The following is a 12,403-nucleotide window of genomic DNA, read 5'->3' on the forward strand; positions in this document are numbered from 1 at the left end:
TGCGCTGGACCTTCACCGAGTCTTCCGACGTCCCGATCGGGATCGCCTTTGGCGCCACGCTCGGCTTTGTCGCGATCTGCGTCGTGGTGATCGCGGTGATCTTCCGCACCGGCTGGCGCTTGCGCGGTTAGGTCCTTCGAGGGGGCATTCAGCCTGCGGCCTCAAACCCTCCTCGGGACTTTTTGTGCCGTTCGTCCTGAGGAGCCTGAAGACTTGGACTGAAGGCGTCTCGAAGGATGCTTTGCGCCCCCCGCCTGCCTCTGTAAACGCGGGAAATGACTCGTTTCCGTTTCACCATCCACGCCACCGACGGCAAGGCACGCACGGGCACAATTGCGATGCGGCGCGGCGAAATCCGCACACCGGCCTTCATGCCGGTCGGGACTGCGGCGACGGTCAAGGCGATGAAGCCCGAAGCCGTTCGCCAGACCGGCGCCGATATCATCCTCGGCAATACCTATCATTTGATGCTGCGGCCCGGAGCCGAGCGGATCGCGAAGCTGGGCGGGCTGCATCGCTTCATGAACTGGCAGCGGCCGATCCTGACCGACAGTGGCGGCTACCAGGTGATGAGCCTTGCCGAGCTCAGGAAGATCACCGAGGAAGGGGTCTCGTTCCAGAGCCATCTCGACGGAACGAAGCACCTGCTGACGCCTGAACGTTCGATGGAGATCCAGCGCCTGCTGGGTTCGGACATCGTCATGGCGTTCGACGAATGCCCGCGCGCCGACCAGGAGCGCGATGTCATTGCGCGGAGCATGGAGCTCTCGATGCGCTGGGCCAGGCGCAGCCGCGATGCATTCGACGCCGGTGGCGAACATGCGGCAGGAGCAGCCTTGTTCGGCATCCAGCAGGGCGCGCTCGACGAGGAGCATCGCAAGCGCAGCGCGCAGGCGCTGACCGAAATCGGGTTTGACGGTTATGCGATCGGAGGCCTGGCGGTCGGCGAGGGCCAGGAAGCGATGTTCGCGACGCTCGATTTCGCCCCTGGTCAGCTACCGGAATCCGCGCCTCGCTACCTGATGGGGGTCGGCAAGCCCGACGACCTCGTCGGCGCGGTCGAACGCGGGATCGACATGTTCGATTGCGTGCTGCCGACCCGTTCGGGCCGCAATGGGCAGGCCTTCACCTGGTCGGGCCCGCTCAATTTGCGCAATGCGCGCTACGCGGAAGATTCCGCTCCGCTCGATGAAGCGTGCCGCTGCACGGCCTGCACGCAATTCGGCCGCGCCTATCTCCACCACCTGATAAAATGCGGCGAGATCCTCGGCGCGATGCTGCTGACCGAGCACAATCTGACGTTCTACCAGGACCTGATGCAGGCGATGCGCGATGCGATCGCCAAACAGTGCTTTTCGAAATTCGTATCCGAATTCAGGTCCAACTACATACAAAAATGATTCCTTCACTTTGAATTCTGAGTCGCTATCAAGCAAACTGGAACTTCGAGGGGGCTCAATTGAGAAGAATTGCATTTGCTTTGGCGATTGCAGCCGGGGGTCCTTACGCCTCACCGCTGTTCGCCCAGGAACCGCTGGAGGAAGTCGCGACCGTGTTCGGCACGCCGCCCACCGTTCTCGATATCAGCATCTCTCCTTCCGGTAACCGGATCGCCTATCTGACGACGGTTGCCCATTCGACCGAAGCGCTCAATATCGTGGAGTTGGGCTCCGGCGGCGGAAAACCGCGGACGATTCTGGCTCATGCAGACCCGGATTCCCAATTGCTCAGTTGCGAATGGGCAAACGAGGAACGGCTTGCCTGCAGGGTTCTCTATATATTCAAGAATGACGGGAACTATCTGAGCTTCACACGCCTGGTTGCCATCGATGACCAGGGCAAGGAAGCTGTCCAGTTGACCGCCGAAGACAGCCGAAACGCCACTCGATTGCAGCAGTTTGGCGGCACCATCCTTGCGCTCGATCTCGAAGACGAACCCAACGGCGTACTCATGACCCGCAACTGGGTGCCGGAGATCTCCACCGGGACCAGATTGGGTGAGACCGACCTGGGGCTTGGCGTCGAAACGGTCGATGTCACCAACGGCAAGCGCAAGAAGGTCGAAAACCCGGATTTGGCGATCGTCAGCTATACAGCGGACGAAAATGGCCAGGTGCGTCTGAAGGTCAGGCAAGAGCTCGACGGCAGCGGCTATCGTCGGGACGATCGCAGCTATTTCTATCGGCCCGCCGATTCAAGGCGCTGGGAGGAATTGAAGCTCGCCGATAGCGAACAGGAGTTCTACCCGGTTGCTGCAGATGCGGCCAGGAACGTGGCTTACGGTTTTGTCGATGTCGGCGGCTTCGATGCGGCGGCAACTGTTTCGCTTGATGGCAATGGCAAGCTTGAAATCCTGCTTTCGCGAGACGATGCGGACGTCGATTCCTTTATCCGCATCGGCAGGAAGAAACGTGTGGTCGGCGCAAGCTATGCCACGGAGAAGCGCGAGATCGCCTATTTCGACCAGGAGCTCGCGCGATTGTCGTCCGCACTTCGTGCGGCCCTTCCCGGCCAGCCTCTGGTCAACATTGTCGATGCCAGTGCCGATGAATCGCGCCTGCTGATCATTGCCTCGAGCGACGTCGATCCGGGCATGATCTACCTCTACGAAAAGGAAACCAGGCAGCTCTCGGAATTGCTGCCGGTCCGGCAAGGCATGGCTGGACGGGAAATGGGCAAAATGAGGCCCATCGAATTCCCGGCATCCGACGGGACCATGATCCCGGCCTATCTGACGCTCCCGCCGAATTCGGATGAGAGAAACCTCCCGGCGATTGTCATGCCGCATGGAGGGCCCAGTTCACGGGACGAGTGGGGCTTTGACTGGCTGGTTCAGTTCTTCGTCGCGCGTGGCTACGCGGTCCTCCAGCCAAATTATCGCGGATCGGCGGGATACGGGTCCGACTGGTTCGGGCGCAACGGATTCCAGGCCTGGCGGGTGGCCGTCAGCGATGTGAACGATGCCGGACGATGGCTTGCCGGCCAAGGTATCGCCGATCCCCAAAGGCTGGCAATCGTGGGCTGGTCGTATGGAGGTTACGCCGCCTTGCAGTCTCAGGTTCTCGATCCCGATCTGTACAAGGCCGTCGTCGCGATTGCTCCGGTTACCGACTTCGAGGCACTGCGCGAGGAAAGCCGCGATTTCACGAACTTCCGACTGGTTTCGGACATGATCGGCGATGGCCCGCATATCCGGGAAGGAAGCCCTGCCAGGAACGCGGAGCGTTTCGGGGCGCCGGTCTTGCTGTTTCACGGGTCGGAGGACCAGAACGTCGGTGTCAGCCAGTCCAGGTTGATGCGCAACCGGCTAAGCGAGGCAGGGAAATGGGTCAATCTTGTCGAGTATGACGGGCGCGATCATTACATCGATGACACCTGGGCGCGCGCCAACATGCTGATGGATATCGATCGCTTTCTTGCGAACTGGTTGGGCCGATAAAAAAGGGCGGCCCTTGCGGACCGCCCCCGATTTTCGCAGCTGTATGAGGGTCAGCGCGAATAGAATTCGACGACCAGGTTGGGCTCCATCGTTACCGGATAGGGCACTTCGTCGAGCGTCGGAATGCGGCTGAAGGAAACCTTGTCGTTGCCGTCGGGAACCACATAGTCGGGAATATCGCGCTCGGGCAGGCCCTGGGCCTCGATCACCAGCGCCATTTCCTTGGCCTTGCCGCCGAGCGAGATGATATCGCCGACATCGATCCGGCGGCTGGCGATGTTGCACTTCACGCCGTTGACGCGGATATGCCCGTGGCTGACAAGCTGGCGGGCGGCGAACACGGTCGGGGCGAACTTCGCCCGATACACGACCATGTCGAGCCGGCGTTCGAGCAGGCCGATCAGGTTCTGGCCGGTATCGCCCTTCATGCGCGACGCTTCCTGGTAGGTGCGCTTGAACTGCTTTTCGGTCACGTCGCCGTAATAGCCCTTGAGCTTCTGCTTGGCGCGCAGCTGCAGGCCGAAATCCGACGTCTTGCCCTTGCGGCGCTGGCCGTGCTGGCCCGGGCCATAGCTCCGGCGGTTCACGGGGCTGTGCGGCCGGCCCCAGATATTCTCGCCCATGCGGCGATCGAGTTTGTGCTTGGCGCTCTTGCGCTTCGACATAAGTCGTCTCCAATTTGCTCGCGCCACCCCAATGGCGGCACCTGGATCCGGGAACGCACCGGCGAGGCATTTGCCCGCCGCGGCCACCGCTTCACCCGGATGCGGGGCCAATCGGAAAACCCGCCGGAATCCGGCGGGCTCCCAAGTGAGCGGCGCCAATGGCCGCTCGCAGTCGAAAAGTCAATCGGGAATGGCTCAGCCCGGTCCGCCGGTGCCGGTTTCGCCGCCAAGCTGCCGGTTGCGGGTGAGGTTATTCACGTCCTGCTGCGTCTCGGCCGCCAGTCTGTCCCATTCCACCTGGGTCATGCAGATCTTCTTGGTCTTCGTCCGCGAGCCAAGGACCTTTTCGGTCTTGCAGATGACCTTTTCTTCCTTGGACTCTGCGCTATCGCTGTCCTGCGCATGAGCGGTGCCGGCCGCCGCAAGTGCAATTCCTGCTGCCATCCAAATCAGTCTCATTATTACTCTCCGTTGCCTTCCAAATATCCATGGAAGGAAAATCCTGAACATAGGGTGAGCGGAACACTAACGATATGACCCGCCACGTCAATTGTTTCGGACATAATCAACGATATGTTCGAATATCAGGAGTTTCGAGACAGCGCGGAAAGGACGCCGCGCAGGGTCCTGACCTCGAGCGCGTTCCATTGCGGCTTGGTGAGGATGTTCCGCAAGGTCAGCTTCGTTGCCTTCGCACGGCTCTTGGGCCGGAAATAGCCCTTTGGTTCAAGCAGTTCCTCGAACTGCCCGATCATACCTTCCAGTTCCTCCTGCGTGGCCGGAGGAGGCAGGTCTTCCAGTGTCGGCAGGACCAGCTGGCGATGCTTCGACCACTCATAGGCGACCAGGATCACCGCCTGGGCGAGGTTGAGCGAGCCGAAATCGGGATTGATCGGGACCGTCAGGATGGCCTTGGCGAGCGCGACATCCTCCGTCTCGAGTCCGCTGGCTTCGCGTCCGAACAGGATGGCGCTGCGTCCCTGCTGGGCGACAATTTCGCCCGCCGCCTTTTCCGGCGTGACAACCGGTTTGGTGACGCCGCGCTTGCGCACGGTGGTGGCATAGACATGGCTGCAGTCGGCGATCGCCGCTTCGGTGGTTTCGTAAACCTGCGCCTGTTCCAGCACGCTATCGGCCCCCGAGGCCGCCGGCCCGGCGGAAGGGTTGGGCCAGCCGTCGCGCGGCGATACCAGCCGCAATTCGGTAAGCCCGAAATTGAGCATTGCCCGGGCCGCCTTGCCGATATTCTCGCCCAGTTGCGGGCGCACGAGCACGATGATCGGCGGTTCAGCCCTTGCCGACATCGCGCACGCTGCTGGCAAATTCCTCGAAATCGCGCGCTTCGGAGAAATCGCGATAGACGCTGGCGAAGCGGATATAGGCAACGCTGTCGAGCTGCCGCAAACCGTCCATCACCATTTCGCCGATCCGCGAGGACGGGATTTCGGCATCGCCCAAGGTCTCGACTTGCCGCTGGATCCCCGAGACCAGTTGGTCGAGCCGTTCCTGCGGGATGCTCCGCTTGCGGCAGGCCAGGGCAACCGATTGCTCGATCTTGGCGCGCTCGAACGCCTCGCGCTGCTGGTCGCTCTTGATCACGGTGATGTCGCGCAACTGCACGCGCTCGAAAGTCGTGAAGCGGGCACCGCAGCTTTCGCACTGCCTTCTGCGGCGGATCGACGTGTTGTCCTCGGTCGGGCGCGAATCCTTTACCTGGCTGTCGTCATGCGCGCAGAACGGGCATCGCATTGTTGCGTGGGCCTATTTCTTGATCCGCTGGTAAAGCGCGATCGCGGCACCAACGAACAGTCCGAGGAACCACGAACCGCCAAGCAGGAAATAACCGACAGCGGCCCCGATCGCCGCACCGATCAGGACCGGCTTGGTCGAGGGATGATCCATCCCCTGCTTGCCCATTGCCGAGATTTCGCTCTTTGCGGCCTCGATCAGCTCGTTGCCGCCATTCCTGTTGTCAGGCTCCTGCATCACTACCTCCCGGGATAGACTGGGAACGCTTCGCACAATTCTGAGACGCGGCGACGGACGCTTTCCTCGACCTGCGCGTCGCCTTCGTCGCCGTTCTTGCGCAAACCTTCTACCACTTCCGCAATCAGGGAGCCAACCTTGCGGAACTCGGCCGGGCCGAAACCGCGCGTCGTGCCGGCGGGTGAGCCAAGCCTGACGCCCGAAGTGATGAAGGGCGAGCGCTGGTCGAACGGGATCGCGTTCTTGTTGCAGGTCAGATAGGCGCGATCGAGGCCCTTTTCGGCGGCCTTGCCGGTCACATCCTTGGCCGTGAGGTCGACCAGCATCAGATGGTTGTCGGTCCCGCCGGAAACGATACCGAGGCCGTTTTCGGCGAGGCTCGCGGCAAGCGCCTTGGCATTCTCGACGATCCGCGCGGCATAGGTCCGGAATTCGGGCCGCAAGGCCTCGTGGAAGGCGACCGCCTTGGCGGCAATCACATGCACCAGCGGGCCGCCCTGCATGCCGGGGAACACCGCCATGTTGAATTTCTTGGCAAGGTCCTCGTCATTGGTGAGGATGATCCCCGAGCGCGGACCGCGCAAGCTCTTGTGGGTGGTCGTGGTCACGACATGGGCGTGCGGGAAGGGGTGGGGGTGCGCTCCGCCCGCGACCAGCCCCGAGAAATGCGACATGTCGACCAGCAGCCAGGCGCCGACTTCGTCCGCGATTTCGCGGAACCGGGCAAAATCCCAATGGCGCGGATAGGCAGTTGCCCCGGCGATGATCAGCTTGGGCTTGTGCTCATGCGCCAGCCGGGCGATCTCGTCCATGTCGAGCCGCTGGTCTTCCCGGCGCACGCCGTAGGGCACGACATTGAACCATTTGCCGCTCATATTGACGGGCGAGCCGTGGGTGAGGTGCCCGCCCGCCGAGAGCGAGAGGCCCATGAAGGTGTCGCCGGGTTCCAGCAGCGCGAGGAATACCGCCTGGTTCATCTGGCTGCCGCTGTTGGGCTGGACATTCGCGAACTGGCAGCCGAACAGCTTCTTCGCCCGTTCGATCGCCAGCGTCTCGACGATGTCGGCATATTCGCAGCCGCCATAATAGCGTTTGCCCGGATAGCCTTCGGCATATTTGTTGGTGAAGACCGAGCCGGTCGCTTCGAGGACGGCGGGCGAAGCGATATTCTCGCTCGCGATCAATTCGATCTTGTCGCGCTGTCGGCCCAGTTCCTTGCGGATCGCGGAATAGACCTCGGGATCGGCCTGTTCCAGCGTATCGTGCCAGAAATGCTGTAAGTGGTCGGTCATGTCGGCAGGCGAAGAACTCATTTCAGGGGTTCCTGCGGGGGATTGGAAAGCTTGTTGACCCGGCGCTGGTGGCGATCCCCGCCGAAATCCGTGGCGAGGAAGGCGTCGAGGCAGGCCTTGGCCATTTCGACGCCGATGATCCGCGCGCCCATCGCGATGACATTGGCGTCATTGTGCTCGCGCGCGAGCTTGGCCGAGAGCGGTTCGGATACCCTCGCGCAGCGCACCTTCGGCAAGCGGTTGACCGCGATCGAGATGCCGATGCCGGTGCCGCATAATGCAACGCCCCGCTCGGCCCCGCCCGAGGAAATCACTTCGGCCAGGGCGTAGCCATAGTCGGGATAATCGACGCTGTCGGTCGAGTTCGGGCCGAGGTCGTTGACCTCGTGGCCCTGCTCGAGCAGCCACTCGGCCAGCTCGGCCTTGAGCGCGACAGCGGCATGATCGGAAGCGATAACGATTTTCATGGCGCCCCCATAGGGAGTTGGGTCGCACTGTGCCACCGCAAAAAGCCTTTGTTCCCCAAGAGAGGGGCTTTACCAGACGGACCGGGGAGGGCGGGAATTGGCAGTGCGGAATTCTTGGTCGGCGGAACTCTGGCTGACGCGCATCTTCGCCGACGCGGCGCCGCGCCGGTTCGGCACCGGCTGGATCAGCGGCGTGTTGGCGGTGTTGCTCGGCCTGCTGAGCGTGGCGGCCGTGCTGTGCCTGCATTTTCCCGCATGGCTGACCCTGCCCGAACTGCGCGGCCTTTACCCGCTCGAACTGGTCCGATTGGCGATCGATCTGTCGATCTTCGCGGTGCTGGCGCTTTCGGGGCTCTCGCTGCTTCTCCGGCGAAAGAAGACGCTGGGAGTCACCGGGCTGATGTTGGCGACCCTCGCCCTGGCCTTGGGCGCGGGCGGGGTCGAGATCGGCCGGGCAGGCGGCAATGCAGTCTATCTGGGTCTCGACTGGTTCATACTGGGCACGCTCTCCACCGCCGTGCTGTTCGTGCCGCTCGAACGGCTGTTCGCCTTGCGGCGCGAACAGGGACCTTTCCGGCGCGGCTGGTTGACCGACTCGCAGTATTTCTTCTTCAGCCACGCTCTGGTCCAGCTGATGAGCGTGCTGGTGCTGGCGCCGGCCGTCTGGCTCGGATCGGTGATCGCGATCCCGGTCCTGCAGCGGTCGGTGGCGGATATCCCGATCGTGCTGCAATTCGTCGCCTGCGTGCTGGTGGCGGACATGATGCAATACTGGGTCCACCGCGCGTTCCACGCCGTGCCGTTCCTGTGGCGTTTCCACGCAGTGCATCATTCGGCCGAGACGATGGACTGGCTGGCGGGATCGCGGCTGCACCTTGTGGATGTGATCGCGACAAGGGGGCTGGTGCTGCTGGCGTTGCTGGTCGTTGGGTTCGAGCAGGCTGCGATCTACGCCTATCTGGCACTGGTTTCGGTGCACGCGGTCTTCATCCATGCGAATTTCGCGCCCCGCGCCCGCTGGCTTGAGCGGTGGATCGCGATGCCGCGTTTTCACCATTGGCACCACGCGATCGAAAGCGATGCCCGCGACAAGAATTTCGCGGTCCACCTGCCGATGCTCGATCGCTGGTTCGGAACCCATTACCTGCCGGATGATCGATGGCCCGCCGGCTATGGTGTAGACGGCATCACCGCGCCGGAAGGCTTCTTCCGCCAGCTGGTCTGGCCCTTCTGGCACAGGTGAAGCGCTCTTTCGGCTAGGCCGGAGCGGCAGCCGCCCGTTCGACCAGGCGCGGGGCGGTCTCCCTCAGGCCCAGCGTCACCGCGACCAGGAGCGCAATCACCACCAGCAGGAACCAGGGCAGGATCGAAAGTCCGAACTCGTCTGCGAACAGGCCGATTACGATCGGCATCGCGCCTGCGCCGAGCATTTCGCCGACCGCCGCGTTGAAGCCCATGGCGGTCGCCTTGAGATGGGGCGGGGCGGATTCGCCGGGTATGACGACCATGATCAGGATGCCCGAACCGGTCGAGCCTGCCCCTGCCAGCATGGCTCCGATGAACACGAGCGCCAGATTGCCGTCGCTGGTCGCGAGAAGGACCGTTCCCAGGGCGGCCACAAGGAAGCTGCTGATGATCGCCGGTCTCCGGCCCACGCGGTCGGACAGCATCGGGAAGAAGAAGCCGAAGAAGATCCCGGCCGCCGCCGATGAAGTCAGCACGATGCCCATCATTTCGTTGCTGAGCCCGAGCACGTTGACGAGATAGAGCGGCCCGAAGCCGAGGAATCCGGCAAAGAAAGTCATGTTTAGCGTCGCCAGCGCCATGGTGAAGCGGATATTGCGGACCTTGAGCAGGGGAATGACGCTGCCTTTGGGTGCGTCCTCATGCAGCGCATTGCGCGGCGGGTTGCGCACGAACATCCAGATCAGGCCCGCGAGGATGAGGCCGGGAACACCCGCGATCCAGAATGCCTCGCGCCAGCCATAGAGCGTCCCTATCCCGACGATCACGATCGGGCCGAGCATCGGAATGGCGTTGATGCCCACGGTCGAGAGTACGCCGATCGCAAGCCCGCGCCGTTCGGGCGCGACCTCGGAACTGACGATATGGGTGCTGAGCGGCGGCAGCCCGCCTTCCGCCAGCCCCATCAGGGCGCGCGCTGCGAGCAAGGTCAGGAAGCCGACGGCGAGGCCCGAGCTGATCGATGCCAGCGAAAAGACGATTGTCGCGACGACCAGCAGCATCTTGCTCTTGCCGGTGATGTCGGCGAGCCGGTTGAGGCCGAAGCTCGACAGCGCCCAGGTCGCCGCGAGGATGCCGGTGATCATCCCGATCTGGGTATTGCTGAGCCCGAACTCTGGCTGGATCATCGGCGCCAGGAGGTTGAACGCGTTCCGGTCGAGGAACACGATCCCCATATTGACCCCCAGCAGGGCGACCAGCAGGGATTGGTAACGCGGGCTCGCCAGCCCTCCGCCACCCTGTTGCGATATTGATGTGGCACCCGTTTCCATGGCGATCTTCCCCCCTGCCTGCGGCCTTATGTCAGTGACTTGATGGGCCTACTCCGCCTCGAACACCAGCAGGACATTGCCCGGCATCTTGCCGAGGAAAGCATAGCCCGAGTTGAAGATCAGCGTTCCATCCACCGCCAGCGGTGCGCTTGAACCGCTCATCGAGCCGCCGTGGCCGGTTACGCCGTTGACGGTGGTGTAAGGCCGGTTGGTATCCTCGTCCCACAACACCGCGCCGGTGGCGGCATCGAAGATCCGCATGTGGCCATCGGTCGAACCGGCGAACACGAGTTCCGGAGTGGCACTGATCGCCGCCGAATAGCCAGGAGAGCACAGCGGCGTCGTGCCGCAGATATTGTCTGCCGGAGACGACCACAGGCGCGACCCGGAAGCGATGTCGAGCGCGTAGAGGCCGGGCATTGCGGGCAGGTCGGTGTCGATCGTCTCGCCAACGTCGTAGATCGGCACGAACAGCCGCGCGCCCTCGGCAGCGATGCCGAAATGCACGCCGCCGAAGATCCCGCCGCGGCCTACTCGGGTCTGCCACAGCTCCTTGCCGGTATCGGGATCGAAGGCATAGGCGATGCCGGATTTCTGCCCCGCCAGCAGGTAATCCTTGCCATCGACCTTGGCGAGGATGGTGGAGGCGCCGAAATCGTAGTCAGGCCCTTCGCCTTCGGGACAATTGGGATTCTTGGGCTGGTAGAAGCAGCCTGCGTTCCACACGTCGCCCTGGGTCACCTGCGTCGCCCAGCGGATGGTTCCGCGATACATATCCATCGCGACGATCGCGTCGCTCAGCGGGGTAGCCGGATCCGAATAATTGTCGCCTGTCGCCACGTAAACCAGGCGGCGATCCGGATCGACCGTCGGCGCCGACCATGTTGCCACACCCGAGGGGCCATACCGCATCACGCCGCTCTCTCCGACACCGCGCGGCAGGGGCTTGCCCACCAGCCAGGTTCGCCAGCGCTCCGCCCCGGTCTTGGCGTCGAGCGCCAGGAGCGATCCGCGGAAGGTGCAGCATTCATAATTCGGCTGTCCGGCGGTGCCTTCCTCGACCGAAGCGACCGGGACATAGAGCATGTCGCCATAAAGGGTCGCCGTGCCGGTCAAACCGGCCGCGGGATGGGTGTCGGTGCGCTTCACCCAGCGTTCCTCGCCGGTGCGGGCGTCGAGCCCGTATGCATTGCCGAAGCCATCGCCGAAATAGAGCATCGGCCGGGCCGCGCTATCGCCCGCTCGCCAAGGGGCGACCACCACTCCGCTACGGATCGCCCCGGTCGCCTTGTAGGTCCAGCGCACGCAGCCAGTCTCGCGGTCGAGCGCGTAGAGCGTGCCGTCCGAACCCCCGACATAGATCGCGCCGCCAGCCAGCGCCGGCTGCGAGCGGGCATCGAGCACCTGTGGGAAGGCGAACGCCCATTTGAGCTTGAGCTTGCCGACATTGGCGCGGGTCAGCCCGGCGGTCGCGGTCGGGATCGCGTGGCTGTTGCGCGCATCGAGCCCCCAGCCTTCGAATATCGGGGGTTCGTTGAAATCGAATTGCGCGGCGGCACCGGTGCAGCGCGGCATTGGCGGGGCGGGCGGGATAGCGCCGAAGGGTTTGCCGGTCACCGACTGTGCTACTGCTTCCTTCTGCGCGGTGGAGAGCTGGGCGGCCTGTGTCTTCATCCGCCCGTCGGTGAGGATGTGCAGCACCGTTTCGGGCGAAAGCGTGGCGAGCGAAACCTTGCTCGGCGCATGGGTGGCGATGTTCTCGTGGCAAGCGGCGCAGCTATCGGCATAGACCTGTTCCCCCTGCGCGAGCGTCTCGGGGTCGACTGTTGGCAATGCAAAGGGCGCCTGTGCGAACAGCTTCTGACCGAGCAAGGCGGCGGCCCCGATCAGCATCACGGCGATCACCAGGCGAAGGCCGCCCCGCCGATCCTCAATTGTCTTCATGTACCGAGGCCCTCTCCCAAACGCCTGCAGAAACGGTGGCTATCCGGTCGGCAGGCGCCGGTCAAAGGCTTGTTTGCGATGCCCGGTCGGGAGC

12 protein-coding genes are annotated in these 12,403 nt (G+C 63.2%); 3 read left to right on the forward strand and 9 right to left on the reverse strand.

What is annotated here, in order from left to right:
• Positions 1 to 275 precede the first annotated feature (275 nt).
• Together tgt and AC16XC_RS10520 are read left to right on the forward strand one after the other, a co-directional pair.
• Positions 276 to 1,400: a tRNA guanosine(34) transglycosylase Tgt gene (gene tgt, locus AC16XC_RS10515; protein WP_484034610.1), complete on the forward strand. Its 1,125-nt coding sequence runs from the start codon at positions 276 to 278 to the stop codon at positions 1,398 to 1,400.
• An 80-nt stretch (positions 1,401 to 1,480) separates the two neighbouring features.
• Positions 1,481 to 3,439 (forward strand): alpha/beta hydrolase family protein, encoded by a 1,959-nt coding sequence (locus tag AC16XC_RS10520; protein WP_484034611.1) that lies wholly within the window; start codon positions 1,481 to 1,483, stop codon positions 3,437 to 3,439.
• 50 nt (positions 3,440 to 3,489) lie between these two features.
• On the opposite strand, the gene rpsD is transcribed toward AC16XC_RS10520, so the two are convergent.
• From rpsD to rpiB, 7 genes are all read right to left on the reverse strand, one after another.
• Positions 3,490 to 4,104, reverse strand: coding sequence for a 30S ribosomal protein S4 (rpsD, locus tag AC16XC_RS10525; protein ID WP_484034612.1), 615 nt, complete (start codon positions 4,102 to 4,104; stop codon positions 3,490 to 3,492).
• 195 nt (positions 4,105 to 4,299) lie between these two features.
• Complete coding sequence (locus tag AC16XC_RS10530; protein WP_484034613.1) at positions 4,300 to 4,563, reverse strand: hypothetical protein; 264 nt, start codon at positions 4,561 to 4,563, stop codon at positions 4,300 to 4,302.
• 125 nt (positions 4,564 to 4,688) lie between these two features.
• Positions 4,689 to 5,408 (reverse strand): RNA methyltransferase, encoded by a 720-nt coding sequence (locus AC16XC_RS10535; protein ID WP_484034614.1) that lies wholly within the window; start codon positions 5,406 to 5,408, stop codon positions 4,689 to 4,691.
• Entirely contained in the window at positions 5,392 to 5,853 is a 462-nt protein-coding gene (gene nrdR / locus AC16XC_RS10540; protein WP_484034615.1) for a transcriptional regulator NrdR, read from the reverse strand. Before nrdR ends, AC16XC_RS10535 begins: the two co-directional genes overlap by 17 nt.
• Before the next feature lie 12 nt (positions 5,854 to 5,865).
• The gene (locus AC16XC_RS10545) at positions 5,866 to 6,090 is read right to left on the reverse strand and encodes a hypothetical protein (protein ID WP_484034616.1); all 225 of its coding nucleotides are present in this window, start codon (positions 6,088 to 6,090) and stop codon (positions 5,866 to 5,868) included.
• Positions 6,091 to 6,092: 2 nt separating this feature from the next.
• Complete coding sequence (glyA, locus tag AC16XC_RS10550) at positions 6,093 to 7,403, reverse strand: serine hydroxymethyltransferase (RefSeq protein WP_484034617.1); 1,311 nt, start codon at positions 7,401 to 7,403, stop codon at positions 6,093 to 6,095.
• Positions 7,400 to 7,849 carry a ribose 5-phosphate isomerase B gene (gene rpiB / locus AC16XC_RS10555; RefSeq protein WP_484034618.1) on the reverse strand — a complete coding sequence of 150 codons (450 nt, stop codon included), beginning with the start codon at positions 7,847 to 7,849 and terminating at the stop codon, positions 7,400 to 7,402. The genes glyA and rpiB overlap by 4 nt, the downstream gene beginning before the upstream one ends.
• A gap of 103 nt (positions 7,850 to 7,952) precedes the next feature.
• Here rpiB and AC16XC_RS10560 point away from each other — a divergent pair, with 103 nt between their 5' ends.
• Positions 7,953 to 9,092 (forward strand): sterol desaturase family protein, encoded by a 1,140-nt coding sequence (locus AC16XC_RS10560; RefSeq protein WP_484034619.1) that lies wholly within the window; start codon positions 7,953 to 7,955, stop codon positions 9,090 to 9,092.
• Positions 9,093 to 9,105: 13 nt separating this feature from the next.
• Here AC16XC_RS10560 and AC16XC_RS10565 read toward each other — a convergent pair whose 3' ends face one another.
• Positions 9,106 to 10,365, reverse strand: a complete 1,260-nt coding sequence (locus AC16XC_RS10565; protein ID WP_484034620.1) for an MFS transporter — start codon at positions 10,363 to 10,365, stop codon at positions 9,106 to 9,108.
• Between the two features lie 48 nt (positions 10,366 to 10,413).
• A complete protein-coding gene (locus AC16XC_RS10570) occupies positions 10,414 to 12,309 on the reverse strand; it encodes an outer membrane protein assembly factor BamB family protein (protein ID WP_484034621.1) in 1,896 nt (631 codons plus the stop codon).
• Positions 12,310 to 12,403: the final 94 nt, after the last annotated feature.

The organism is Candidatus Andeanibacterium sp. (assembly GCF_057143545.1).